This is a genomic window from Pseudomonas fluorescens, assembly GCF_001307275.1.
GTDB lineage: Bacteria > Pseudomonadota > Gammaproteobacteria > Pseudomonadales > Pseudomonadaceae > Aquipseudomonas > Aquipseudomonas fluorescens_AA.
In genome coordinates this window covers 6,799,364-6,824,107 of the sequence record NZ_CP012831.1, presented here as the reverse complement: position 1 = coordinate 6,824,107, position 24,744 = coordinate 6,799,364, and the positions used below count along the sequence as shown (strand labels likewise).

The window sequence follows — 24,744 nt, the reverse complement described above, 5'->3', positions numbered from 1 at the left end:
GACCATGAATGACCGTTCGCAAAAACCCGTGATCCTGATCACCGGAGGCGGGCGCGGGATCGGGGCGGCGACCGCCCTGCTGGCCGCTGAGCAAGGTTACGACGTCGTGCTGACCTATATCGCCGATGAGGCGTCGGCGTTGTCGGTGACAGCGCAAGTCGAGGCCAAGGGGGCCCGTGCCTTGGCGGTGCGTGCCGATAACGCCGACCCAGCCCAGGTCGCCGAACTCTTCGCCACCCTCGACCTGCGTTTCGGACGAATCGATGTGCTGGTCAACAACGCTTCGATATTGGCCCGCCAATCTCGCTTGGAGGATATTGGCTTCGAGCGCATGCAGCGAATCTTTGCGGTCAACACCTTGGGCCCGATGCTCTGCGCGCAACATGCGACCCGGCGCATGGCCTACCGTTATGGCGGGCGTGGCGGTGCGGTCATCAATATCTCTTCGGCGTCAGCCCGCCTCGGTAGCCCGAATGAATACGTGGACTACGCAGCGTCCAAGGGGGCGGTTGAAACGTTCACGACCGGTTATGCCAAGGAAGTGGCCCGGGAGGGCATTCGTGTCAACTGCGTTCGACCCGGGCATATCTATACCCAGATGCATGCGAGTGGGGGAGAGCCGGGCAGAGTCGACCGGGTGAAGGAGACGATCCCCATGGGCCGTGGCGGCCAGCCGGAGGAGGTGGCGCGGGCCATTCTCTGGTTGGCGGGGCCGCAGGCTTCGTTTGTGACGGGTACCTTTCTGGATGTGACCGGAGGGAAGTAGACCGGCTATCGAGTTCTTCTTTCAAAAGGCGTGGTCTGACACCGTGTCAAGGTGCCCAGATTCCCACATCGCGGGCATCCACCGACTTGGGCAACAGCCCGGCGGCGAAAAAGGCATCGGCGATTTTCTGCTGTTCATCCAGTTGGTCGGCTTTTACCGGTTGTACCTGGTAACTGCGGTGGGCGTTGGCCGCTTCGACCGTTTCCACATCGAGATTGCCCCACAACGGGCCCAGGACCTGCGCCGCGTCGCGGGGATGGTTCTTGATCCAGTTGCCAGCGTCCTGCAGTTGCTCGTATACCACCTTCAGCACTTCAGGGTGAGCCTTGGCGTAGGGGGTGCTGGTCAGGTAATAACGCTTGTAGCTGGCCAGCCCGCTGCCGTCAGCCAGGGTTCGCGTTGGTAGCTGCCGCTGCACACCGCTGAGGAACGGTTCCCATGTGACCCAGGCATCGACTTTATGATTCTCGAATGCCGCCCGGCCATCCGCGGGGGACAGGTAGGCTGGTTGGATGTCCGAGAACTTCAGGCCTGCCTTGTTCAGGGCCGCGATCAACAGGTAGTGGGCGCCCGCCGCCTTGGTGACAGCGACTTTCTTGCCTTTCAGATCCGCCAGTTGCTGCAAGGGGGAATCCTTGGCCACGACAATGGCCTGGGCCGAGGGCGAGGGGGCTTCCTGTGCGAAGTAAGTCAGCTTGGCCTGCGCGGCCTGAGCGAATATCGGCACGGTATCGGCCACGTCGGCACTGACGTCGACATTACCGACATTCAATGCTTCCAGCAGTGGCAGGCCGCTGGGGAACTCGTGCCAGCTCACTTCGATGTCTGCCTGGGCGAGCGCCTTGTCCAGTTTGCCTTGGGTTTTCAGCAGCGTAATCAGGGTCGATGATTTCTGGTAACCGATGCGCAGGGTTTCCCGAGCCTGGGCCGGGAGCGCAAGAGTGGAGAGGACCAGTGCAACGACCAGGCCGGTCAGAGCGGGGTGATGCAATATCGCCCGGGGATGGTTGATGAGTCTTGACATGGCATGCTCGATATTGACTAAGGGGTGGATGAACACCACGGAATCCTATGGTTATAAAAACCAATTTATAAATACTTTTTGTGCATTAGCTTAGGCGTCTTTGCACTCGTCAAAACGGCCGCTGCTGCCCCATTGCGCCGGGCCTCAGAGGTCGTAGCGCACCGACAACAAAAGGGTTCGCGGATCGTTGACGGAGTAGTAGCGAGCACCGCTTGCGGGCACATAACCGACCGCTTGCGGGTAGGCGCGGTCGAGCAGGTTTTTCACCGACAGTGTGGTCGTCCAGTGCCCGTCGCCGGAGATGTAGCGGGTGTTGGCGTTCCAGAAGGTCTGCTGGGGGATTTCCTGGACGTCGTCGTTCAGCGCATTGGCATAGGACTTGGTCTGGAACTGCGCATCGGTGCCAGCCAACCAGGTGCCGGGCAAACCCGCCGGGATGGTGTAGTTGAGGCCGACACTGGTGTTCCAGCGCGGCGAGTACACCAGTTGCTTGCCGTTGGCATCGATCCCGGCGCCGCTGGCGTTTTCGAAGTCGTCGTATTGGCTTTGCAGGTAGCCAAGGTTGAACGTCAGTTGCAGGTCGTTGGTCAGCGCGCTGAGGGTTTCCAATTCGACGCCGTAGGTGTGGGCCTGGCCCACGTTGGTCCGCAGGCTGACGCCCAGGGCCGGGTCATAAGCGTTGGTTTGCAGGTCCTTGTAGTCGTTGTAGAACAGCGCGAGGTTGGCGCGCAGGCGACGGTCGAAGAAGTCGCCCTTGAAGCCGGTTTCCCAGGTGGTCACGTCTTCGGGAGAGAATGCTTGCTCGGCGGCGGCCTGGGTCGGCGCGCGGTTGTCGTAGCCGCCGGCCTTGAAGCCTTTGGCGACGTAGGCGTACTGGTTGAGGTGTGGCGTCCAGGCGTATTCGAAGCCGAGTTTCGGGCTGGTGGATTGCCAGGATTTGCTTGAGTTGGCGCTGAAATTGGTGCCGGTGATCTGCCGGTCGGTGTTGACCACGTAGTTGGTGTAGTCGAAGTTCTTGTGTTCGCGGGTGAACCGTAGGCCGGCGATCAGCGACAGTTGTTGCGTGACTTTGTAACTGCCCTGGCCATACAACGCATAACTTTCGGTATCGGTCGTGCTGTATTGACCCTGGCCGATCACTCGGTTGCGCGCAATCGAGTAAGTCAGGCTGTCTCGCTCGGCATCGAATTTTTCCCGGTACAGGTACAGGCCGGTGCTGAAGCTGAAATCGTCGTAGTCGCCGTTGAGCTGGAACTCCTGGGTGGCATAGTCCTGCTTGTAGGTGATCAGGCTGTTCTGAATGAGGGCCGCCTGCCCGGAATTGTCATAGTCCACCGGTTGGTTGAAGGCTGAGTAGGCAGTCACCGATTTGAAACTCAGATGATCGTCGAGGGTGTAGATCGCCCGCAGCACCGAGCTGCCCTGATCGAGGCGGTTCTTCGGATTGAGGCTGCTGTAGCTCTTGAACTTGTCGAAGTGGCCGTCGGCATCGAAGGGGGTATAGCTGGTGGTGTCGCCGCGGTCGAAAGTGCCGGCCAGCGTCAGTTGCACATCCCAGGGCGAATCGATGGGGTTGAAACGCAACTTGCCGCGGTAGGACTGCAGGTCGACGTTATTCACGTCCTCGCCGCGGGTGGGGTTGGAGACGGTGCCGTCACGGGTCAGGCGAATCGCCGAAAAGCTGCCGAACAGGGCGTTGTCTACCAGTGGGCCGCTGATCAGCAGTCGACCGTTCCGGGCGTTGTAGTTGCCGGCGCCAAGCTCGAAGAAACCACGGGTTTCCTGGGTCGGGTCGCGGGTGATCACGCGGATCGCGCCGGCGCTGCTGTTGCGCCCGTAAAGCGTGCCTTGGGGGCCACGCAGGACCTCGACGCGCTCGACGTCGTTGAAGTCGAGCATCGAGGAAATCGCCCGGGGGATGTACAGGTCATCGGCGTAGACCGCCACGGCGGCTTCCTGGATCGGATCGGTCTCGCCGATGCCACGAATCCCGTAAGTCTGCGCGCTGTAGGAGATCGACTGGCGGCTGAGGGTCAGGTTCGGAACCTGCCCGGAAAGGTCGCGGATGCTCTTGATCTGCTTGTCCTCAAGGGCGTTTTCATCGAACGCGGAAATCGCCAGCGGGGCTTTCTGCAAGTCCTCGCTGCGGTGTTCGGCGGTAACGGTGACAACGGGGAGGGCACCCTCCTGGGTGTTTTCTTCGGCGTGGGCCGACAGCCCGAACAAGGCCAGCGATACGGCCAGTGCCAAGCGGTTTGAAGTGAAGGTGTCGTGCATGGTGAACCCCTGGTGTGTAGATGCTGCGTGGGTGTGGTCTTTTTTTTGGGCAAAGCGTTGCCGTGGTCATGGCGGTGAACGCCATGGCGGCGGTGGCTTCGGGCCGGTTTCAGGTTTGGGTGTGCAATTGACCGTGGGGTGGTGTCGGCCGGAAAAACATAGCGTTCCGAGAGCCTCCACCTGGTCAGGGGTCGGTGATGGTTGTAACAGTATTTGTATAACAGAGCGCTGTAAAAGTCCGATTTGTTATAAGTTAATTATAAAAAATAGGCATTAAGTTTTCTGATTAAATGCGTAAAGCTGATGTTTTGTCTTTGGCTGACATGACGCAATCGCGGGCAAGCCTCGCTCCCACAGGTTATGTACATGACCTGTGGGAGCGAGGCTTGCCCGCGATGACGATGGTTCTGCTGGAATCAATACCCGCGTTGTACGTTCGCCTGATTCTCCAACGCCAACCCGTTCACGAAGCGCTCAAGATTGGCCAGAAAGCTGTCGGCTATTTCATGGCGGCTGTTGCTGGAGATCGCCGAAGTGTGGGGCGACAGGTGCACCCTGGGGTGGGCGTAGAGCGGATGGCCGTCGGGCAGCGGTTCGGGGTCGGTGACGTCCAGTGAGGCCAGGCCGAGGGTGCCATCGTCCAGGGCCGCGAGCAACGCCCCATGGTCCAGCAGGCCGCCGCGGGCGATGTTGATCAGGTGCAAGCCCGGCTTGGCACTGGCGAGCACCGCACGGTTGACGATATGCCGCGTTGCATCGGTCAGCGGCGCGGCCAGTACCAAGTGATCGGAGCGCGAAAACAGCTGGTGGATGTCCTTCGCGGCCTCGACGCCTTCCACTTCGAACGGCGCCTGGCTTTGCCGCAACGCCAGCACGTGGATGCCCAGGGCACGGGCCTTGGCCGCCAGGCTGCGGCCAATCGCACCAAAGCCGAGAATGCCCAGGGTGCTGCCCTTGAGTGGCGTCAGGGCGCTGAACTGCCATTGCGAGTCGTGCACCCAGATGTCCGGCAGGCGTTTGGCCGCCGCGAAGATCGACGCCAGGGCAAATTCGGCAATGTTGTCGGCGGCGCTGCCCCGGGAGGTACTCACCGGCGGGCCATCGAACAGCCACTTGGGGTAAAAGTCGATGCCTGAAGACACCACCTGGACCCATTTCAGGCCGTAGGGCCAGCCCGGCGGTGGCGTGTCCGGCGCCAGGTAGCCGCGCACGTTGATGGGCCGGGCCAGCAACACACTGACTTCGGCCGGCAGGTCGCTTGGCACGCCGGCCGGCGCGTCGAGCACTTGTGCGCCGGGGTGCGTCTGTTCGAGGCGTTGGCGGATCACATCGTTGAAGTCTTTATCCAGCTGGCTGGCGATCACGAGCGTGCTCATGCAAGGTCCTTTTTCTGGCGTTGGGCAAACACCGCTTTGCCGACGCCTTGCAGCACGGCATCGTTTTGCGGGGTGTGGACGCGACTGCACAGCACGTCGCGGTAATGCCGTTGCAGCGGGCTGTGCCGCGACAGGCCAGGGTTGCCGGAGGCTTCGATGGCCAGTTCGACAGCGCGGATGGCGTTACCGGTCACCAGGTATTTCAATTGCGCGGCATGGGCCGCCGGGGTGCGCCCTTCGGCGGCGGCATCCAGCAGGCTGCGATTGGCGAACAGCAAGGTGTCGATGTGCCCGACGGTTTCCTGGAAGCGTGGCAGGGTCGCCAATGCAGCGCCGAGGTTGGACGGTTTGCGCTGTTCCAGCCAATCCACGAACCAGTCCCGCGCAGCCTGGGCGACGCCGTCGTAGACCGCCGACAGCAACACCGACATCCACAGGAAGCCATCGCCGTCCAGTTCGGGCTGCGGCGCACTCCAGCGACTGACACTGACCGCGTGATCCAGTGGCACCAGCACGTTGTCGAACCGCACTTCATGGCTGCAGGTGGCACGCATGCCCAGGTGGTCCCAGTCGTCGACGATGCTGATCCCGGGTGTGTCCTTGTGGATCAGCCAGGCACCCACCAGCGGATCTTCATCGGTGCTGCGCGCCCAGACGCTGAACCAGGTCAGGCCGTGACTGCCGGTGGAATAGATCTTGCGCCCGCTGATGCGCCAGCCTTCGGAGGTACGCCTGGCGATGGTCGCCGGCAGCCCGCCACGGGCCGGGGTGCCCAGGTCGGGCTCGACACGCAAGGCATTGATCAGCGCGCCTTCGCCCACAGCATCCTGGGCCACTCGCAAGCGCAATGCCTCGGGCCAGTTCCGATTGTCCTGCAGGCGCGAATGCTGGAGGTACTGCATCACCAGAATCAACGCCGTGGAAGGCTCGCCCTTGGCGACCGCACTGATCGCCTTGCGTGCCTGCACCAGGCTGGCGCCGCCACCGCCCAATGCCTTGGGCACCGTCAGGGCCAACAGGCCATGCTCGTGCAGCAACGTGAAATTGTCCCGGGGAAAGGCGCCGCTCTCGTCATAGACGTGGGCCGTGGCTGCCAGTTGCCTGCCGATGCGTTCGAGCAACGTGTCGAAGTCGGCGACATCGACCGATTGCAGCGAGGGTGGGCGTGGAGAAGAAAGGCTCATGGTGCGTTCACTCGATCAAAAAGGTGAGGCCCGGATGCGACCCTTATGGCGAGGGAACAAGCTCCCCCGTCACAGGCGTTCAAAGCGGCAGCAGGCGGAAGTTCCTGTCCCACAGCGGACTCACGTCGAGTCGTTCGTTCAACACGCCGGCGTTGAAGAACAGGTCGGCGACTTCTTGTTGCGAAGCAATGGCCTGGTCGCTGACTTCGACGACTTTCGACGGCTGGCTGCGGTTGTTGTACATGTCCAGGAACACGGCTTTATCGACGCCCAGCAACTGTGCCGACTTGGCGGCCCAGGGCTCGGGGTTGTTGTTGATCCATTCCAGGGTGCGCGCCTGCCGTTGGATATAGTCCTGGATCGCCTGCTTGCGCAGCGGGTCTTCCAGGGCTGCGGGGCGCGCGGCGACCAGGTAGTTGCCCGACAAGTAGCCCAGGGCGGTTTTCAACACCCGGGCACCACTGCGGAACTTCGCCAACTGGATGAATACGCCATAGATCACCCAGGCATCGAGCTGACCGCTCTGAAACGCCGTGAAGCCATCCTGGGGCGTGAGCGCCACCGCCGTGATGTCGTTCATGGTCAGGCCCTGTTCCTTCAAGGCCTTGATCAGAAAGTAGTGGGACGTGGTGGAGCGCACATAGCCGACCCGCTTGCCACGCAGTTGTCCGATCGATTCGAGGGAGGAATCCTTGGGAATCAAAATCACCTGGTTGTTCACATCGCCTTGCAGCACCGCGATCAGGCGCGGCTGGCGGTGGCTTTGGATGGAAAAGATCGGTGGGATTTCGCTCATGCTGCCCACGTCCAGGCTGCCCGAGGCCAGCGCTTCGACGATCAGGTTGCCACCGGCGAACTCGGCGTATTCGATCTTGTAGGGGGTATTGCCGGTGCCGGCATCGTCGACGAAATAGGAATCCTGGCCCCGGTAGGTGGCGACACCCAGCGTCAGGTCAGAAAGCCCTTTGCCTTGGGCGCAGGCACGTGGGGCAAACCCCAGGGCGGATAGCCCCAACGCACCCAGGGCGATGGAACTGGCCGTGAGGAAATCGCGACGATTGAATTGCCCTGGCGTGAGGTTTTTCATCATGGTCGGGCCCTTGCTCATGCTACGGCCTCGCGGGCCGCGTCTGTCGCCAGGGGCCGTGCGTATCGGTTGGCGGGCACCGGCAGGCCTAGGTTGTCCCGCAAGGTGTCGCCGTTGTATTCGCTGCGAAACAACCCGCGCTGCTGCAGGACCGGTACCACGAGTTCGGTGAAATATTGCAGGCCGTCCGGCAGCAGTGAATTGATGATGAATCCATCGGCCGCGCCGTTTTCGAACCAGTGTTCAATGGCATCGGCCACCTGTTCGGGGGTGCCGACAAAGTCTCGCCGTGGCTGGGAGAAACGCAGGGCGACTTCGCGCAACGTCAGGCCTTCGTCCCGGGCCAACTGCTTGATCCGCTCCGAGCCGCCTTTCTGGCTATTGGCGCCCAGGTCGCCCAGTTCGGGGAAGGGCGCGTCCAGGGGGTACTGGCTGAAATCATGGTCATTGAAGGGGCGGCCAAGGGCGACGATGGCATCTTCGATGCTCACCAGTGCCACGGCTTGCTGGTAGCGGTCTTCGACTTCCGCTGCATCGCGCCCGACAATCGGGCGGATGCCGGGCAGGATCGACAGTTCTCGAGCGTCGCGCCCGAAGCCCTGGGCACGTTTTTTCAGGTCCTGATAATAGGCGCGCGCTTCGTCGAAGCCCTCGGCGCCGACGAAAATGGCGTCGGCATTGCCGGCGGCAAAGTTGCGCCCGTCCTCGGACGTGCCGGCCTGGAAAATCACCGGCTGACCCTGGCGGGAGCGAGCGATATTGAGCGGGCCTTTCACCGAGAAGAATTCGCCCTTGTGCTCCAGGGCATGCAGCTTGCCGGGGGTGAAGAATTCGCCCGTTCGCTTGTTGCAGGCGAAGGCGTCGTCTTCCCAGGAATCCCACAGGCCCTTGACCACCGCCACATGCTCCTGGGCGATCCGATAACGCACGGCGTGCGGCGGGTGCTCGGCCTTGCCGAAGTTATCGGCGGTGCCACTGAGCCACGACGTCACCACGTTCCAGCCCGCTCGCCCATCGCTGATATGGTCCAGCGAAGCGAACTGGCGCGCCACCTGGTAGGGCTCGGTGTAGCTGACGGTCACCGTGGCCACCAGGCCGATGTTCGACGTCAGTGCCGCCAGCGCCGAAAGGATGGTCAGTGGCTCGAAGCGGTTGAGGTAATGGGGACTGGATTTTTCGTGAATGTGCAGGCTATCGGCGATGAACACGAAATCGAATTTGGCGCCTTCGGCCAGTTGCGTCTGCTGCTTGTAGAAACCGAAATCGGTGCTGGCATTGGGTCGCGCCTGCGGGTGGCGCCATTCGCCCCAGCCGTGGCCGACGCCATGGACCATTGCACCGAGTTTGAGTTGGCGTTGTCTGCTCATGGTTCTGCTCCTTTAGCGCGAGGCCTGGGTGAGGGGGGCACGCAGGGTGTTGAAGCTCTTGTCGAAACCTTGGGAGACGTCGATGCGGTGGGTCAGCAAGCCTTCTTGCTGATAGATGTCGGCGGTCGCCTGCAAGCCGCTGACAACGGCGTCGTCAATCACCACCGGCTGCATGTGGGTGGCATTGGCCACGTTCAGGTGAACCGCCAGGGGCAGGCCGGTGATCCTGGCCTGGGCGGCGGCGTATTCATTGGGGTGCTCGTTGCTCCAGCGGTAGGCCCGGTCTACGCGGGCGACAAAGTCGTCCAGTTGCTGGCGCTTCTCAGCGATGGCCTGGCTGGTGGCGGCGAGGTAGAGGTGATTGCTCAACAAGCTACTGCCGCTGACCAGGACCCGCGCCTGGCTCTGGGCGGTCACGACCGTGGTGAAGGGATCCCAGGTGGACCAGGCGTCTGCGGTGCCGTTGTCCAGCACCAGCCGGGATTCACTGGGCAGCAGGAACACGAATTGCACGTCCTGGGTGCTCAGGCCTACGCTGCGCAGGGCCTTGATCGCCAGGTAATGCCCGATGGAGCCGCGCGTGGTGACGATGCGCTTGCCCTTGAGGTCGGCGACTTGCTTGATGGGGGAGTCCTTGGGCACCAGGATGGCCGTGGTGTTACGTCCCTCGGCATGAATGATGCTGACCACCTTGAGCGACGCACCCGCGCCCAGGGCGAATACGTAGGGCGCATCGCCCAGGGCGCCGATATCCACGGCGCCGGCATTCAGCGCCTCGCCCAGCGGCGCGGCGGCGGGGAACTCGGAAAACTGGATCTCGTAGGGCACCTCCTTGAGCTCGCCGGAAACTTCCAGCAAGGCCTTGATGGTGGATTTCTGATTGGCGACCCGCAGCGGCTGCAAGTCGGCGGCATGGACCGGGCCAAAGGCGAGGGTGATCAACAGCAGGGGTAGAGTCAGGCGCATCGGAGGCTCCAGGCTGAGTGTTGCGTTCAGCGCCTCCGCCTGGAGAAGGGGTCGGCTGGTGTGGACAGGGGCCGGTCAACCGACCCCTTACGGGTTCAGATCACGAAAAAACCATGGGTGCCGTCGCGGGCCAGTTGGTCCACCAGGCCGTACTCCCAATCCAGGTAGGCCTGCATGGCCTCCCGTGGGTTGTCGGTGCCCTCGTACGGTCGGCGATAGCGGTCGATGCGCGGCGAGGCCAGGCGGGTTTCGCCGTGCTCCAGTGGTCGTTGCTCGGCGATCCATGCTGCCGTGCCGCTGCGCAGCAGAAATACGTCCTTGCCGGTCAGCGCCTCGACTTCGGGGACCGCCAGCCGGGCCAATTGGCTGCTGCCACACGTCAGCACATAGCGTTGGGCCGGTGGCACCTTGGCCAAGGCGTCGCTCAACCGAGCGCGCAATACCCACCAGGCGCCGGGGATGTGGCGCTTGACGTAGTTGGCGCTGCCGGTGAAATCCAGCACCACGGTGTCACCTTCGGTCAGCCATTGTTCAAGGGTTCCGGGGCTGATTTCCTCGGCTTGCGGCGGTGCAGGCACCGGCGCTTTCCAGGTGCCCTGTTCACTGAAGTGCGCCGGTTGCAGGTCATCCAGCACGTGCACCTCCCAACCCAGTTGCGCGAGCCAGGAGGCTGACATATTGGCGCGTACGCCGTCGTCATCCACCAGCACCAGGCGCGCGCCGCGCACACTGGCGAAGTGATCGGTTTCCTGCACCAGTTGCCCACCGGGGGTGGAGCGCGAGGCGGGCAGGTGGCCGGCTTCGAATTCTTCTGGAGTACGCACATCGAACAGGTAGGTACTGCGTGTCGGTTCCTGCTGCCAGCGATGCAGGTCGGCGAGGGTAGCGCGCCCGACCAGTGCCTGGTCGGCGACACGGCGGGCATCGCGAGCGGCGACGTCTCGATGTTCTTCGCCGGTGACGGCAAAGCGGCGTGCCTGGCCGTGCTCCAGGGTTTGACCGGCCAGGGTCCAGCCGATGGTGCCGTTGCGCAGGGCGGCCACCGGGTTGTCGATGCCCGCGTTGATCAGCGACTGGGTGCCGATGATGCTACGGGTACGCCCGGCGCAATTGACGATGATGCGGGTCGTCGGGTCTGGCGCGAGTTCGCGAGCACGCAACACCAGTTCCGCCCCCGGCACGCTGATGCCACCGGGAATGCTCATGGTCTGGTATTCGTCGAACCGCCGGGCGTCGAGCACCACCACGTCGGCTTCGCTGTCGAGCAACGACTGGACCTCTTCCGCCGCCAACGAAGGTGTATGACGCTGGTTTTCCACCAGCTCACCAAAGGCCTTGCTCGGCACATTGACGTCGATGAACAACTCGCCGCCGGCCTTGCGCCAACCCTCGAGGCCGCCCTCGAGCACGCTGACATCGATGTAGCCCAGGTCCTGCAAACGCTGCACCGCGATGCCCGCCAGACCCTCGCCGTTGTCATAGACCGTCACCGAGGTATCGCGCCTCGGGATGCGCGAATACACCTCCAGCTCAAGCTTGGACAGCGAAATATTGGCGGCGAACAACGGATGCCCTTCGGCGAACGGGGCCTCTTCGCGGACATCGACAAGGGCCAGTTCTTCACGGTTCAGCAACGCCTGGCGAATCTCGGCGTAGGAGCGGGTAGGTGCGGTGCTCATAGGGCTTGGCTCTCTTTGGACAGGTCCCAGATATTGGGGAGGAAGGCGTTGGAATAACCGGAAATGAACAACTTCTCGCTGCCGTCGGGCTGATACACCGCACGGCGAACGGCGCCGATGTTGGCGCCGTACACGTGAATGCTGATGGACACCTGGTTATCGAAGGCGTTGCTGACTTGGTGGATGTCGCCGATCTTGGGAGACACCGCTTCGACCTGGCCCGGTACCAGCCGTGTGGGCGCGCCCTCGGGCACCAGGGTGCCGTCGGGATGACGGGCGAAGCCTTGGGAATGCTCGGCGCCACGCAGCATGCCAATCAGCCCCCAGACCCGATGATCGTGGATCGGCGTACGTTGCCCCGGTCCCCAGACAAAACTGACCACGCTGAAACGCTGCCGCGAATCGGCATGCAGCAAGTACTGCTGATAGCGCTCGGGGTCTGCCTGGGCAAAATCCTCGGGCAGCCAATCGTCGTGGCTGACCAACTGAGCGAGCAGCTTGCCACCGCGATGCAGCAGGTCGCCTTCGCGAGGATTGCCATCGATCAGCTCCGCCAGGGCGCCGATGAATGCTCTGAGTCTCTCCGGGTGTCGGGCCTGGGTCATGGCGATTCCGTCGTTGTGTTGAATATCTGTTGCCATGATTTAAGCATAATGATTTTTCTTAATATGCTATTTTTTAATGATTAGGTTATAGCTGAAAAGAATTTAGAACAGTTGTGAATAGACTTAGAGGTTATCGATCGGTGCGCCGGGCTATCCAGGCATGCGCAATGGCACTATGATTTTTTACAGCGCATTATGCTTTTCAAACATTTTATTGACTGTTCTCTATGTGCGGGCCAAATGAAAATTGACGATATTGACGCCTTTGTCGAAGTGATTCGTTGCCAGTCCATCAGCCATGCCGCCGAGACCTTGCAGCTGACGCAACCGGCTATCACACGCCGCGTGCAGAACTTCGAGCAAGCGTTGGGCGTGGAATTGTTCGACCGCAACACCAAGCCGCTCAAGCCCACGTTGATCGGTACGCGAGTCTACGAGCAGTGTCGTCTGATCCTGCGGGAGATGGATGCCCTGCGCGAGCTGGTCGCCACCGATGCGCCGCCTACCGGCCTGTTGCGCCTGGGCGTTCCGCAAACGATCGGGGATGTGGTACTGCTCGATGCGCTCAAGCATTTGCGCGTGGAGTACCCCGAGCTACGTGCCCAGGTCGTCACCGGTTGGGGCAGCCAGTTGGTCGGCAAGATCGAGCGTGGCGAATTGGATGCAGCGGCGGCGTTGTTTCCCGCGGGCAAGATTTTTCCAGACAACATTGTCGGTGAGTCGATCGGCAAGATGGAACTGGTGGTGGTGTGCGCCAACGCGCAGTTGCCCAAGCGTCCCTGCAAACTGGCCGACGTCTACCAGAATGGCTGGATCCTCAATCCGGACGGCTGCGGTTTCCGTGCCGGGTTGCAGAGAACCCTGTCGGACCAGGGCCTGGCTTTGCGGGTCAACCTGGAAACCTTCGGTACCGAATTGCAACTGGGCCTGGTCGCCGATGGCCTGGGCCTCGGCCTGGTGCCGCGTCCGCTGCTGGAACGCAGTGTTCATCGCGAACACCTGGCGGTGATGCCGCTGAAGGATTTCAAGCCGGTGATGGACCTATGGCTGATCTACCCGCACTTCCTGGGCAACCTTCAAGGGCCGGTGGATGCCTTCGGCAAACGGGTGGCTGGATCGTTGCAGAAGGTCAAGCATGCTGCATGAGTGGGAGAAGGGGCGGCGTATCATAAAAAATAATAATAATTAGCTTAGATTAAAATGTGCTTTTTATTATTTTTTGCCTTCCCCTAGGCTTCCTGGAGATCCTTAAGGCCATCCAGGAAGTTTTGCCATGAGCAGCGTCAGTCCGTTATCCAGCGTTTCGAAAAATGTTCGCCAGCGTGTCAGTCCCGAGGAATGGGAGGTGCGGGTAAAACTGGCCGCCGCCTATCGGCTGGCGGCCCTGTTCAAGTGGACCGATCACATCTACACGCACTTTTCCGCGCGGGTGCCGGGGCCTGAGGAGCATTTCCTGATCAATGCCTTCGGGCTGTTGTTCGATGAAATTACCGCGTCCAACCTGGTCAAGGTCGACATTGACGGAACCATCGTCGACGACCCGACCGGCCTGGGCATCAACTACGCCGGGTACGTGATCCACAGCGCTATCCACGGTGCGCGTCCCGACCTGCAAGCGGTCCTGCATACCCATACCCGCGATGGCATCGCGGTATCGGCCCAGCGCGACGGGCTGTTACCGATCTCGCAGCACTCCATCGGCTTTTCCGGGCGGGTGGCCTACCACGGTTACGAAGGTATCGCCCTGGATCTGGACGAGCGTGAACGGTTGGTGGCGGACCTGGGGGACAAGAGTGTGCTGATTCTGCGTAACCACGGTTTGCTGACGGCGGGGATCAGCGTCGAGCACGCATTCCAGCAACTGCAAGGGCTGGAGCGCGCCTGCAACATTCAGATCGCGGCACAGGCTGGCGGCAATGCCGACTTGATCTTTCCTCCGGCCGAAGTGGTGGCCAAGGTCGAGAAACAGGCCGAAGTGTTCAAAAGTGGTGACGGGCCGGGTGTTGCGCGGCACTGGAATGCGCTGATCCGGCAGTTGGAACGGACCGACATCGACTACAAGAACTGAGTTTTCAAGCGGTGTGCCAGGCGGCTCTGTCTTTGCCTGACTCACCGCTTTCGCGAGCAAGCTCGCTCCCACAGTGATGAGTGGGCGGGGCACGAATCGCCCATCCAACCACAACCCAATGTGGGAGCGAGCTTGCTCGCGATAGGGGACTGACATTCAACATTGATGCTGACTGTGATGGCCTAATCGCGAGCAGGCTCGCTCCCACATTAGATACTCAGTGCTTTACGCGACTTTTTCCGCCGCTTGCCGTTCGCGTTCGGCGACGAGTTGACGGGTCAGCGGGATCAGACGCTTGCCATAATCGATGGTGTCATCAAGTGGGTCAAAACCGCGGATCAGGAACGTGGTGATGCCCAGGTCGTAATAGTCGAGCAGGGCTTCGGCCACTTGTTCCGGGGTGCCGACCAGCGAAGTCGAATTGCCTTGTGCGCCGAGCAGACCGGCGATCCCGGTCCACAGGCGTTTATCCAGGCGCGAGCCCTGGGCCGCGGCCGCCAGCAAGCGTCGGGACCCTTCGTTCGGCGGTTCGCGACGCACAAAGCCGTTCTGTTCGGCCAACGCTGTGGCCTGTTGCAGGATGCGCTCGGCACGGTCCCAGGCTTGCGCTTCGGTGTCGGCCAGGATCGGTCGCAACGACAGGCTGAAACGAATGCTGCGCCCGTGCCTGGCCGCCTCGGCGCGCACCTGATTCACCACTTCGCGCACCTGTTCGTAGGTTTCACCCCACAATGCGTAAACGTCTGCATGCTTGCCGGCTACAGCGATGGCCGCCGCCGATGAGCCACCAAAATACAGCGGTATGTGTGGCTGTTGCGGCGACTTGACTTGCGAGTGCGCACCCTCGACCTGGTAGTACTTGCCCTGATAGTCGAAGGGCTTTTCGCGGGTCCATTCCTGACGCAGCACATCAAGGTATTCATCGGTACGGGCGTAGCGCTCGTCTTTGCCGATGTAGCTTCCATCGGCGCGCAATTCACGATCATCGCCGCCGGTGATGATGTGCACGGCGGTGCGCCCACCATTGAACACATCGAGGGTGGTGAACTGTCGTGCGGCCAGGGTCGGGGCGGCGAATCCCGGTCGATGGGCAATCAGGAACTTCAGCTTTTTCGTCACGCTGGCGGCATGGGAGGCAATCAGCGTGCTGTCCGGACTGTTGGAGTGGAACGCGACCAGGGCGCGGTCGAAACCGGCTTCCTCATGGGCGCGGGCGACGGTCTCTACATATTCGGGCTGCAACACCGGGCCGCTGCGCGGCTGGGTTTCCGAGGATTGATGGCCACCGATGTAACCGATGAATTCGATGCTCATGCTGGGTTCCTTGTCTTTGGATAGGCGTGATTTCAAGCCTCCACCGGGCAGGGGGTCGGTCTGTGACGTCGAAAGTAGGCGCAGCGGGCAGGGCTGTGAAATGCCGTTTTGTTCTAAGTTAATTATTAATTAAATGAATCATATGAAATAATAAATATCAGAAATGCGCATTTTAAGGTGTGTCAGGGATGCATCCGCCGCGGGACGTGGACTGCGAGCTTTTATTATGCAAATAATTTATCTGGATTATTTTATATCTGATTTTTAATCATATTAGGTTATTCCCAAAAAGAATTTCACTGGTGTTTTTTATGCGAATAGCATGAATTCGAAGCCGTATTCTTGATGAGGAAGGAAGCCTGATGACCGAAAAGACCTTCGATACGCGGAGCACGAGTAGCTCGTTTTCTGTCAGCAAGGCTGTTGAGAGCCGGGGTGCGTCGAAGCTGATTCCCGGCTGGCTACACAACTGGCGAACCCCGGAAGTCCTTCTGCGCCTGCTCAGTCCGGTTGCGTTGCTGCTCTTGTGGGAACTGGCGTCGCAGCTCGGCCTGATCCCCCAACGGATTATCGCCGCCCCCTCGCAAATAGGCGGCACCCTCTGGGCGATGATTGTGTCCGGGGAGCTGGGCAAGCATTTGCTGGTGTCGCTGCAGCGCGCGTTGCTGGGGTTGAGCATCGGGGTCAGCGTCGGCGTCATTGCGGCGCTGATCACTGGTTTGTCCAAGCGTGGTGAGGTCATCCTCGACTCGCCGATGCAGATGCTGCGCACCATTCCTTCCCTGGCGCTGGTGCCGTTGTTCATCCTCTGGTTCGGCATCGGCGAGTTCACCAAGATCGCGCTGATCGTCACCGGTACGACTTTTCCGGTGTACCTGAATCTGTTCGCCGGGATTCGCAACATCGACCCCAAGCTGATCGAGGCCGCCAACACCCTGGGCCTGAATCGTCGCGAGTTGATCTGGCATGTGATCTTGCCAGGTTCCTTGCCTTCGTTTTTTGTCGGCTTGCGCTATTCCCTGGGAATTTCCTGGCTGGCCCTGGTGTTCGTCGAACAGATCAACACCACCGCCGGCATCGGTTTTCTGGCCAGTGATGCGCGGGATTTCATGCGCACCGACGTGATCGTGATCTGCCTGCTTATCTACAGCGTCCTCGGTTTATTGATCGACGGACTGATCCGCACGCTCGAGCGTTTTGCCCTGGCCTGGCGCCCATCTTTTGTGAGGAACTGACATGTCGACTATCGCGGCAAAAAACCTGCAGTCAGAAGCACCGGTACAACTGCGTAATGTGGTACGCCAATTCGGCGAGCAACGGGTCATCGATGGCTTGGACCTGGACATCGCACCAGGCGAATTCGTCGCGCTGCTCGGGGCCAGCGGTTCGGGCAAGACCACCTTGCTGCGCAGCCTGGCCGGCCTGGACAGTATCGACAGCGGTCAGTTGCTGGTGCCCAAGGCACGGGCCGCGGTGTTTCAGGAGCCGCGGTTGATGCCGTGGAAGCGCGCCTGGAAGAATGTGGTTCTCGGTCTGCACACCCCGGACGCCAAGGCGCGAGCGGTGCAAGCGCTGACGGAGGTCGGCTTGGCCCATCGTCTGGAGGCCTATCCGGCGACGCTCTCCGGCGGTGAAGCGCAACGCGTGGCGCTGGCCCGTGGCCTGGTGCGCGAACCCAAGCTGTTGCTGCTCGACGAACCCTTCGCCGCGCTCGATGCACTGACCCGGATTCGCATGCATCGGCTGATCATCGAGTTGTGGCGCAAGCACACCCCGGCGGTGTTGCTGGTCACCCATGACGTGGATGAAGCCATCCTGCTGGCCGATCGGGTGATCGTGTTGGCCAATGGCAAGATCGCCGAGCAATTGTCGATCGATCTGCCGCGGGCTAGAGATACCGGGCAGCAGGGTTTCCAAGCGATCCGTGCGCGCTTGCTGGGGTTGTTGGGGGTCGAGGTGGAGACCGTTGCCGTGGCTGAACGACCGCTCACGAACAAGGCTGTCCGGCGTTTTGCCCATGGCTGACGCTGCTTTCAATTCATTGATACAGGGATGTGCTGTCATGCCGATACACGTTCGCAAATCTGCGCTGGTGTTGTTGTCCTGCGTCGCGTTGCTACTCAGCGGTTGCGGTGACACGGTCGAGTCCCAATCTCCATCTGCTGCCAAGTCAGACTTGTCCGGCGTCAAGTTGATTTTGGGCGATCAAGCCAAGGGCTTGCGCACTGTGGTCGAGGCGGCACATGCATTGGAAGGGATCGACTACACAATTGAATGGGCGAACTTCCAGGGGGCCGCGCCCTTGTTCGAAGCCTTGCGCGCTGGTGCCGTCGATTTGGCACCGGCTGGCGATACGCCGGTGCTCGCCGCCGCGACCGGTGGTACGCCACTGCGCATCGTCGCGGTACGACGTAGTCAATCAAGGGGCATTGCGATCCTGGTTCCAGCTGATTCGCAGATCCGCACCGTTGCCGACTTGAAAGGCCGCAACGTCGTGGTGTCTTCGGCTCGCGCCAGCATTTCCCAATACCTGTTGATTCGCGCACTGGCCAATGCCGGTGTCGAGGACAAGGAGGTCAATGTCGGATTTGTCCTGCCGACCGATGCCTTGTCCGCATTCAACGCTGGCAAGATCGAAGCCTGGGCCACCTTCGGGATTTATCAGGCGTTTGCCGAGCAGCAGGGCGCGCGGGTGCTGATCAGCGGCGAGGGCATCAATACCGGCCTGACCTTCATCACCGCCTCCGATGACGTCCTGGCCGATCCCCTCAAGCGCAAGGCACTTAGCGACGTATTGCAACGCTTTGCCAAGGCCTTCGAATGGGCCCGGCAGAATCCTGACGAGTACGCACGGGTCTTCGCCAAGGTCAACGATATTCCCCTGGAAGTCTCGCAACGACTACGCAGTTGGGGGGATGAGGCGCTGTTGCCGCTCGAACCGCAGGATGTCCAGGCACTGCAGCAAGTCGATGACTTGTTCGTGGAAAAAAACATTTTCCCCCATCGTGTCGATGTGCAAAAACTGACGGATGACCAGGTGTTTTCCCTGAAGCCTTTGACATTGACGCAGTCGGAGCCGGCACGTTAGTCCGGGGCCAGGCACGTGTTCGTTTTGAATGTTTACGAATGGACAATGTTCGGAGCGTCACAAGGGCCCTAGCTTCTGCGGAGTATTAACACCGTGATCTCATACGCGAGGACAGCTTTTCCCGTTGTCGTAGCAACTTCCACATCGAACACAACCCAGCCTCGGTTTGGGTTTCTGGTGTGAATGAGTAATCGGAGGACTTGGGCGCTAAGTTTGAGCTTGTCTCCTGGCACTACAGGAGCAATCAACCTGAACGCATCGATCTTCCCTCCCGCCACGAGGCTTGTTTGAAGAAACAACGCCTCGCACATCAAGCGCTGCGCAAAACCGAAGGTTTGCACCGCGCTGGCACAGTGCACCCCTAACGGGCTCGAATGGGCCAGGTCCGGATCGATATGCATGTCCAGAGGATCGTACTCGGTCGCAAAGGCAATAATTTGCCCCTCTGTGATGGCGGCAGGCTGCGTGGCAGCCCATGTTCTGCCAGGCGTAAAGTCTTCCCAAAACAGCGCCTTTTCCATCGCGATGTCTCCATTTTTTGTGTCATGACCATTGAGGTTCTGGAATGGATAGTGGCGGTGACCAGGGCTCACGGCAATGTTCAACCACCTCAGCCTGGCTGAACGCTTTGGACAATGGGGCTTGGCATCGAGGTCCTGACGGCGCTGTTACCCAATTGATCTCAACCTGCACCACCTTCGGGTTGACACGCGTTGCGTTGGCGCGAGAACTTATTGACGCAACCTCGACCGCGAGGCCACCCGCAGAGAGAAATACGCGTGCTCGCCCAAGACAAAGGGACTACTTCAATCAGCTTGGTGCATGAAGCCCTCGAGGGCGCATTGCGGCGCCAGTTGGATACCGCTGGCGTCCTGCAGCAAGCACGCATCGATCCTGAGCTCCTCACCTCGCCCCAGGCGCGCGTTTCGGCAGCTGCATTTTCTCGTTTGTGGGTTGCGCTTTCAGACCTTCTCGATGATGAGTTTTTCGGCATCGATAGTCACCCAATGCGAAGAGGCAGCTTCCGACTGATGTGCCAGGCGTCGATTGGTTCCACGTCGCTAGAACAGGCGTTGCATCGGATTTTGAAGTTTCTTCGGCTCGTACTCGACGACATCTACGGTGAACTGATGTTTGACGGCGACTGCGCCGTCATCGTCATTCATGATCGCGGCGTTGAGCGACGCCTGTTCAGCTATGGAACCTGGCTGATCCTGGTCCATGGCCTGCTGTGCTGGCTGGGTAACAGGCGCATTCCAATTCAGACGCTCTGCTTCAGGCCCTCCCGGCCCGCTGACGACAGCGACTACCGCATGCGTTTTTGCGAAGACATTCAGTTCGACGCCCCAACCAGCAGGGTGCGATTTGATCGCAGTTATCTGAACCTGAGGGTGGTGCAGACCCAGGCTACCCTGTCGACCTTCATGAAGGAGTCGCCTGCCAGCCTGTTAGTCAAATATCGCAACGAAGACAGTATCAGCGTCCAGGTCCGAATGAGATTAAGGGGGCTTGACCCGGAACAATGGCCAGAGCTCGACAAGCTGGCGAAGGTTCTTGGCATGTCCTATTCGACCCTTCAGCGAAGGCTGCAGGCCGAAGGCATCAGTTACCAGCGCCTGAAGGACAACTTGCGGCGGGATATGGCAATCAATCTGCTCTGTCAGCCAGACATGACGGTCATGGAGGTGGCGGCGCTCACAGGCTTCCAGGAAAGCAGCGCCTTTCACCGGGCCTTCAAGAAATGGACTGGCGTCAGCCCAGGCGCCTATCGTCGATCTAACGCCGACGACTCGAGCGAGGGCTGAACAGCCCTGCATGTGTTCGCGCGCAAGAGTTTCCTTGAAAACCGCAACTCGTTTCCCGACCTGAACCCTCGGTTCTTCCACGCCAGCACCGCCCCGACGTGTCAGGCGGCCACGACTGTCCAAAACGGTCACGCAAAACGATGCCGTAGGGCATAGGCCACAGCCAACCCAACTCCTACGATGCGAACCAGGTAATCCCAGGGTGCGCGTCGATCAAGCAAGCCGCCGATTGTCGAACCGGTGTGTCTTCTCCCCGACCGCAACCACGACCATGCGCCTCGTGACGCAGGGACATGTGCACTTCACCAACAAAAACAAGATCGAAGGAGACACACTATGCAGCCGGTAAATGTTTATGCACTTGCGGTGGACTCAACGTTCAACCGCTTCCATGGGCTCATACTTTTTTGGTGTGTGCTCATTCTGATCATCGATGGCTATGACCTCGCCGTCGTCGGCGCTGCTCTTCCGGCAATCATGAAAGACATGAACATCGATCCGACCAGCGCCGGCGTCATGGCCGGTGCTGCACTCTTTGGAACGATGCTTGGCGCAATTTTTCTTGGCACGCTGGCGGACCGTATTGGCCGGCCGAAAATGATCGCCATCTGCGTAGCGCTGTTCAGCATTTTTACCGCCGCGGCAGGGCTGACCAGCGACCCTATCAGTTTCAGCATCTCTCGCTTTGTCGCCGGCCTTGGTATTGGCGGTGTACTGCCCATTTGTACAGCGCAGATGGGGGAGTTTTCCCCGCTCAAACTTCGCACGCGCCTGGTGACCCTGGTTTTCGCGGGCTACTCCGTAGGCGGTATTCTGGTGGCGCTCACTGGCAAGCAGCTCATTGAGAGCTACGGCTGGCAGTGGGTGTTTTATGTAGCACTGCTGCCTGTACTGCTGATCCCCCTGATCCTGAAGACCATGCCAGAGTCCATCGGTTATCTGCTCAAAACCGGCCGTCAGGAGGAACTGCGGGCTATCGCACGCAAAATAGACCCGACGCTCCAGATCGACGAGAACACCGTGATGGTGGGCAACGCTGCGGTCCTGGATAAACAGCAGGCACCCGTTCGGCACCTGTTCAAGGAGGGCCGGGGTTTCAGCACGGTGATGATCTGGGCGGCGTTCATGACTGGCTTGTTTATGGTCTACGCCCTTAACTCGTGGCTGACCAAGCTGATGGCGATGGCTGGTTTCAGCCTGGGCTCGGCGTTGAATTTTGTGATCGTGTTCAACGTGGGCGCCATCGTGGGTGCTATTGGTGGTGGCTGGCTGAGCGACAAGCTCAACATCAAGCACGTGCTGGTCGGTTTCTACATCGTGGGCGCCATTGCGCTGACTGTCTTGGGCTATACGCGCTCAACGACGCTATTGTTTCCGGTGGTATTCGTTGTCGGGGCGTCCACCTTGGGTACCCAGTTGCTGGCCTATGCCTATGCGGGTGATTTCTACCCCTCAACGATTCGTTCGACTGGCGTGGGCTTTGCGTCGGGGGTCGGTCGAATCGGCGCCATCGTTGCCCCTGTTCTTATCGGCTGGCTGGTGTCATTGAACCTGCCGCTCGAGAAAAACTTCATGGCCATCAGCCTGGCTGGCCTGATTGGCGCGGCCGCGGTCACCCTGATCAATCAGTCGCGCGCTGACTCTACACACGTTCGAAAGGCAGCGGCCCTCACTCCCTGAAGCGTTGCGTATCCCCTGTACCCGAATCTGTAAGCCATAAGGCATGAAAATGAACCGCTTATCCCAGCCGCCAGTACCAGCTGAGCTACTTAGCCAGACGATTGATTGGGCGATCGCTTCACGACGCAGCATTCGGGCATATCTGCCCACGCCTGTACCACGGGAAGAAATCGAGGCGATCCTGGATGTCGCCCGTTTTTGCGCGACAGGCGTGAATATGCAGCCTTGGCGTGTCCACGTAATCACCGGTGCCGCCAAGGCTCAGGTTTCACGGGCTATCGCTGAACTGGACAACGATCCGTCGCTCAGCGGTGACCTTGAAGACGCCTATGAGTACTACCCACGAGAATGGACATCGCCGTACGTGGACCGGCGCAGGAAAGTGGGTTGGGACCTTTATGGCCTGCTGGGCATCGCCAAGGGTGACAAGCAGCGCATGCACGCTCAGCACGGCCGCAACTACCGTTTCTTCGATGCGCCTGTCGGTTTGCTGTTCACCATTGACCGGGTGCTCAAGGAGGGGAGCCTGCTGGACTACGGCATGTTTTTGCAGGCGGTGATGGTGGCGGCGCGAGGAAGAGGGTTGCATACCTGCCCACAGGCAGCCTTTTTGAAGTACCACGAGGTTATTTCCAACGCGCTCGAGATTCCCGCCGAACAGATGCTGGTATGCGGAATGAGCCTTGGCTACGCCGACGAAAACAGCATTGAAAATACGTTGGTGACTGATCGTGAGCCAGTGAGCGCGTTCACTACGTTTCATCACAATAATAAGGAGTCAACACCATGAAACCTGGTGCCTACGAGAATGGGTTGGAGCAATCCAAGGCCAACTATCTGCCCCTGACGCCCCTTGGTTTTCTGGATCGCGCGGCCCTTGTCCACCCGGACCGGGTCGCCGTGGTACATGGTGACCTGCGCAGAACGTGGCGCCAAACGCGCGAACGCTGCTATCGGCTCGCCAGTGCGCTTTCCAACGAGGGCATGGGGGCAGGGGACACGGTTTCGATCCTGTCCCCCAACACCCCTGCCATGCTCGAAGCCCATTTTGGCGTGCCGCTTTGCGGCGCGGTGCTCAATACCGTCAACTACCGCCTCGATGCGGAAGGCGTGGCATTCATCCTGCGTCATGGGGAATGCAAGCTTTTGTTGGTGGATCGCGAATTTGCGGCGCTCGCCGTTGCCGCCCTTGAACGCCTCGAGCACCCACCCGTGGTCATCGACATCAATGATCACTTGGCGCCCCTGGGCAGCAGCATTGGCGATGTCGACTACGAAACCTTTATCGGCCGCGGCAGCCCGGATTTCCAAGGCGTGTGGCCCAGTGATGAGTGGCAGCCCATCGCACTCAATTACACGTCCGGCACCACAGGCGATCCGAAGGGGGTCGTGGCCAGCCATCGCGGTACCTATCTCATGAGCATGCTGCAGATGACCAACTGGCCCCTTTCCCGGGCGCCACGGTACCTGTGGACATTGCCTATGTTCCACGCCAACGGCTGGTGTTTTACCTGGGCTATCACTGCCGCTGCTGGCACCCACGTGTGTTTGAGAAAGGTCTCGGCAGAAGCGGTGTTCGATGCGATAGATACCCAGGGTGTCGATCACTTCTGCGCGGCACCTATTGTGATGGCCATGATCGCCAACTCAGCCGATCGTCCCCCGCTTGAAACGCCGGTTCGCGTGCTGACGGCGGGCTCTCCGCCTCCGGCAACCGTGCTTGATGCCGTCGTTTCCTTAGGCTTCGACGTTGACCACGTGTACGGCATTACCGAAGTATCCGGCACACCGATCAGTTGTGTCTGGCAGGACGGTTGGAATGCGCTCGCGCAAAGTGACCAAGGCGCCTTGCGCGTACGCCAGGGCGCTCGCGCGGCTGGATTTGAGGGCCTGATGGTGGCTGACGCTGACACCCTGCAGCCGGTTCCAAAAGACGGCCACACCACCGGAGAACTGCTGCTCAAAGGCAACACCGTGATGATGGGTTATCTGAAAAACGAAAACGCGACGCGCAAAGCCTTTGAAGGTGGCTGGTTCCACACCGGTGATGTCGCAGTGGTACACCCTAACGGTTATATACAAATCACCGACCGCTGCAAGGACGTCATCATTTCCGGAGGAGAGAATATCTCGTCCGTCGAAATTGAAGAGGCCATCCACTGTCACCCGGCTGTTTTGCATGCGGCCGTCGTCGCGCAGCCTGATGACATATGGGGCGAGGTTCCGTGCGCGTTTATCGAACTCAAAGGCGGGGCTGAGCGGCCTACCGAAGCCGACATGATCGCGTTCTGCCAAGCGCGCCTTGCCCGCTTCAAATGTCCTCGCAGAGTGATCTTCATGGAGTTGCCCAAGACCGCGACCGGGAAAATCCAGAAGTTTCTTCTGCGAGAACAAGCCGGCAGTCGCGATGCAATTGTGCGTTTAGCATCGAGTGGTTGAGCCGAGTTCATTTCGCCCA

The 24,744-nt window shown here is 60.4% G+C and carries 21 protein-coding genes; 10 read left to right on the top strand and 11 right to left on the bottom strand.

Annotated elements, in window-relative coordinates; translation table 11 throughout:
* Nucleotides 1-4: 4 nt before the first annotated feature.
* Nucleotides 5-766, top strand: a complete 762-nt coding sequence (locus tag AO356_RS29360) for an SDR family oxidoreductase (RefSeq protein ID WP_060742839.1) — start codon at nt 5-7, stop codon at nt 764-766.
* A 46-nt stretch (nt 767-812) separates the two neighbouring features.
* On the opposite strand, the gene AO356_RS29355 is transcribed toward AO356_RS29360, so the two are convergent.
* From AO356_RS29355 to AO356_RS29315, 9 genes are all read right to left on the bottom strand, one after another.
* Nucleotides 813-1,790, bottom strand: coding sequence for an aliphatic sulfonate ABC transporter substrate-binding protein (locus AO356_RS29355; RefSeq protein WP_060742838.1), 978 nt, complete (start codon nt 1,788-1,790; stop codon nt 813-815).
* Nucleotides 1,791-1,934: 144 nt separating this feature from the next.
* Nucleotides 1,935-4,067 (bottom strand): TonB-dependent receptor, encoded by a 2,133-nt coding sequence (locus AO356_RS29350; protein ID WP_060742837.1) that lies wholly within the window; start codon nt 4,065-4,067, stop codon nt 1,935-1,937.
* Nucleotides 4,068-4,483: 416 nt separating this feature from the next.
* Nucleotides 4,484-5,443 (bottom strand): D-isomer specific 2-hydroxyacid dehydrogenase family protein, encoded by a 960-nt coding sequence (locus AO356_RS29345; protein WP_060742836.1) that lies wholly within the window; start codon nt 5,441-5,443, stop codon nt 4,484-4,486.
* A complete protein-coding gene (locus AO356_RS29340; protein WP_060742835.1) occupies nt 5,440-6,627 on the bottom strand; it encodes an acyl-CoA dehydrogenase family protein in 1,188 nt (395 codons plus the stop codon). The genes AO356_RS29345 and AO356_RS29340 overlap by 4 nt, the downstream gene beginning before the upstream one ends.
* 79 nt (nt 6,628-6,706) lie before the next feature.
* Nucleotides 6,707-7,717 carry an ABC transporter substrate-binding protein gene (locus AO356_RS29335; protein WP_060743239.1) on the bottom strand — a complete coding sequence of 337 codons (1,011 nt, stop codon included), beginning with the start codon at nt 7,715-7,717 and terminating at the stop codon, nt 6,707-6,709.
* A 14-nt stretch (nt 7,718-7,731) separates the two neighbouring features.
* On the bottom strand, nt 7,732-9,081 hold the full coding sequence (locus AO356_RS29330) for an LLM class flavin-dependent oxidoreductase (protein ID WP_060742834.1): 1,350 nt from the start codon (nt 9,079-9,081) through the stop codon (nt 7,732-7,734).
* 12 nt (nt 9,082-9,093) lie between these two features.
* Nucleotides 9,094-10,047: an ABC transporter substrate-binding protein gene (locus tag AO356_RS29325; RefSeq protein ID WP_060742833.1), complete on the bottom strand. Its 954-nt coding sequence runs from the start codon at nt 10,045-10,047 to the stop codon at nt 9,094-9,096.
* 95 nt (nt 10,048-10,142) lie between these two features.
* Nucleotides 10,143-11,726 (bottom strand): rhodanese-related sulfurtransferase, encoded by a 1,584-nt coding sequence (locus AO356_RS29320; RefSeq protein ID WP_060742832.1) that lies wholly within the window; start codon nt 11,724-11,726, stop codon nt 10,143-10,145.
* Nucleotides 11,723-12,331, bottom strand: a complete 609-nt coding sequence (locus AO356_RS29315) for a cysteine dioxygenase (RefSeq protein ID WP_060742831.1) — start codon at nt 12,329-12,331, stop codon at nt 11,723-11,725. Before AO356_RS29315 ends, AO356_RS29320 begins: the two co-directional genes overlap by 4 nt.
* Nucleotides 12,332-12,571: 240 nt before the next feature.
* Here AO356_RS29315 and AO356_RS29310 point away from each other — a divergent pair, with 240 nt between their 5' ends.
* Nucleotides 12,572-13,477, top strand: coding sequence for a LysR family transcriptional regulator (locus tag AO356_RS29310; RefSeq protein ID WP_060742830.1), 906 nt, complete (start codon nt 12,572-12,574; stop codon nt 13,475-13,477).
* 127 nt (nt 13,478-13,604) lie between these two features.
* Nucleotides 13,605-14,399, top strand: a complete 795-nt coding sequence (locus tag AO356_RS29305; RefSeq protein ID WP_060742829.1) for a class II aldolase/adducin family protein — start codon at nt 13,605-13,607, stop codon at nt 14,397-14,399.
* 225 nt (nt 14,400-14,624) lie between these two features.
* On the opposite strand, the gene AO356_RS29300 is transcribed toward AO356_RS29305, so the two are convergent.
* Complete coding sequence (locus AO356_RS29300; RefSeq protein WP_060742828.1) at nt 14,625-15,713, bottom strand: LLM class flavin-dependent oxidoreductase; 1,089 nt, start codon at nt 15,711-15,713, stop codon at nt 14,625-14,627.
* A 362-nt stretch (nt 15,714-16,075) separates the two neighbouring features.
* Between AO356_RS29300 and AO356_RS29295 the strand changes: the two genes are divergently transcribed.
* Genes AO356_RS29295 through AO356_RS29285 form a run of 3 tightly spaced genes read left to right on the top strand, consistent with a single transcriptional unit; the run spans nt 16,076 to nt 18,801 of the window.
* On the top strand, nt 16,076-16,948 hold the full coding sequence (locus tag AO356_RS29295; protein WP_060742827.1) for an ABC transporter permease: 873 nt from the start codon (nt 16,076-16,078) through the stop codon (nt 16,946-16,948).
* A 1-nt stretch (nt 16,949) separates the two neighbouring features.
* Nucleotides 16,950-17,738, top strand: a complete 789-nt coding sequence (locus AO356_RS29290; RefSeq protein WP_060742826.1) for an ABC transporter ATP-binding protein — start codon at nt 16,950-16,952, stop codon at nt 17,736-17,738.
* A 37-nt stretch (nt 17,739-17,775) separates the two neighbouring features.
* Nucleotides 17,776-18,801 (top strand): ABC transporter substrate-binding protein, encoded by a 1,026-nt coding sequence (locus tag AO356_RS29285; protein ID WP_060742825.1) that lies wholly within the window; start codon nt 17,776-17,778, stop codon nt 18,799-18,801.
* Between the two features lie 68 nt (nt 18,802-18,869).
* On the opposite strand, the gene AO356_RS29280 is transcribed toward AO356_RS29285, so the two are convergent.
* Entirely contained in the window at nt 18,870-19,406 is a 537-nt protein-coding gene (locus AO356_RS29280) for a MaoC/PaaZ C-terminal domain-containing protein (RefSeq protein WP_146042596.1), read from the bottom strand.
* A 174-nt stretch (nt 19,407-19,580) separates the two neighbouring features.
* On the opposite strand from AO356_RS29280, the gene AO356_RS29275 reads away from it, so the two are divergent.
* The 4 genes from AO356_RS29275 (at nt 19,581) to AO356_RS29260 (ending at nt 24,725) form a co-directional block, all read left to right on the top strand.
* The gene (locus AO356_RS29275; protein WP_060742823.1) at nt 19,581-20,606 is read left to right on the top strand and encodes an AraC family transcriptional regulator; all 1,026 of its coding nucleotides are present in this window, start codon (nt 19,581-19,583) and stop codon (nt 20,604-20,606) included.
* 336 nt (nt 20,607-20,942) lie between these two features.
* The gene (locus AO356_RS29270; protein ID WP_060742822.1) at nt 20,943-22,286 is read left to right on the top strand and encodes an MFS transporter; all 1,344 of its coding nucleotides are present in this window, start codon (nt 20,943-20,945) and stop codon (nt 22,284-22,286) included.
* 49 nt (nt 22,287-22,335) lie between these two features.
* Nucleotides 22,336-23,076 carry a nitroreductase gene (locus AO356_RS29265; protein WP_060742821.1) on the top strand — a complete coding sequence of 247 codons (741 nt, stop codon included), beginning with the start codon at nt 22,336-22,338 and terminating at the stop codon, nt 23,074-23,076.
* Nucleotides 23,073-24,725: an AMP-binding protein gene (locus AO356_RS29260; RefSeq protein WP_060742820.1), complete on the top strand. Its 1,653-nt coding sequence runs from the start codon at nt 23,073-23,075 to the stop codon at nt 24,723-24,725. The genes AO356_RS29265 and AO356_RS29260 overlap by 4 nt, the downstream gene beginning before the upstream one ends.
* Nucleotides 24,726-24,744: the final 19 nt, after the last annotated feature.

Excerpts from the sequence above, each read along its gene's own strand:
- AO356_RS29330 (WP_060742834.1), bottom strand. The coding sequence starts at position 9,081 with ATGAGCAGACAACGCCAACTCAAACTCGGTGCAATGGTCCATGGCGTC.
- AO356_RS29355 (WP_060742838.1), bottom strand. The coding sequence starts at position 1,790 with ATGTCAAGACTCATCAACCATCCCCGGGCGATATTGCATCACCCCGCT.
- AO356_RS29295 (WP_060742827.1), top strand. The coding sequence starts at position 16,076 with ATGACCGAAAAGACCTTCGATACGCGGAGCACGAGTAGCTCGTTTTCT.
- AO356_RS29290 (WP_060742826.1), top strand. The coding sequence starts at position 16,950 with ATGTCGACTATCGCGGCAAAAAACCTGCAGTCAGAAGCACCGGTACAA.
- AO356_RS29320 (WP_060742832.1), bottom strand. The coding sequence starts at position 11,726 with ATGAGCACCGCACCTACCCGCTCCTACGCCGAGATTCGCCAGGCGTTG.
- AO356_RS29315 (WP_060742831.1), bottom strand. The coding sequence starts at position 12,331 with ATGACCCAGGCCCGACACCCGGAGAGACTCAGAGCATTCATCGGCGCC.
- AO356_RS29345 (WP_060742836.1), bottom strand. The coding sequence starts at position 5,443 with ATGAGCACGCTCGTGATCGCCAGCCAGCTGGATAAAGACTTCAACGAT.
- AO356_RS29265 (WP_060742821.1), top strand. The coding sequence starts at position 22,336 with ATGAACCGCTTATCCCAGCCGCCAGTACCAGCTGAGCTACTTAGCCAG.
- AO356_RS29305 (WP_060742829.1), top strand. The coding sequence starts at position 13,605 with ATGAGCAGCGTCAGTCCGTTATCCAGCGTTTCGAAAAATGTTCGCCAG.
- AO356_RS29270 (WP_060742822.1), top strand. The coding sequence starts at position 20,943 with ATGCAGCCGGTAAATGTTTATGCACTTGCGGTGGACTCAACGTTCAAC.
- AO356_RS29300 (WP_060742828.1), bottom strand. The coding sequence starts at position 15,713 with ATGAGCATCGAATTCATCGGTTACATCGGTGGCCATCAATCCTCGGAA.
- AO356_RS29340 (WP_060742835.1), bottom strand. The coding sequence starts at position 6,627 with ATGAGCCTTTCTTCTCCACGCCCACCCTCGCTGCAATCGGTCGATGTC.
- AO356_RS29285 (WP_060742825.1), top strand. The coding sequence starts at position 17,776 with ATGCCGATACACGTTCGCAAATCTGCGCTGGTGTTGTTGTCCTGCGTC.
- AO356_RS29360 (WP_060742839.1), top strand. The coding sequence starts at position 5 with ATGAATGACCGTTCGCAAAAACCCGTGATCCTGATCACCGGAGGCGGG.
- AO356_RS29325 (WP_060742833.1), bottom strand. The coding sequence starts at position 10,047 with ATGCGCCTGACTCTACCCCTGCTGTTGATCACCCTCGCCTTTGGCCCG.
- AO356_RS29310 (WP_060742830.1), top strand. The coding sequence starts at position 12,572 with ATGAAAATTGACGATATTGACGCCTTTGTCGAAGTGATTCGTTGCCAG.
- AO356_RS29260 (WP_060742820.1), top strand. The coding sequence starts at position 23,073 with ATGAAACCTGGTGCCTACGAGAATGGGTTGGAGCAATCCAAGGCCAAC.
- AO356_RS29335 (WP_060743239.1), bottom strand. The coding sequence starts at position 7,717 with ATGATGAAAAACCTCACGCCAGGGCAATTCAATCGTCGCGATTTCCTC.
- AO356_RS29350 (WP_060742837.1), bottom strand. The coding sequence starts at position 4,067 with ATGCACGACACCTTCACTTCAAACCGCTTGGCACTGGCCGTATCGCTG.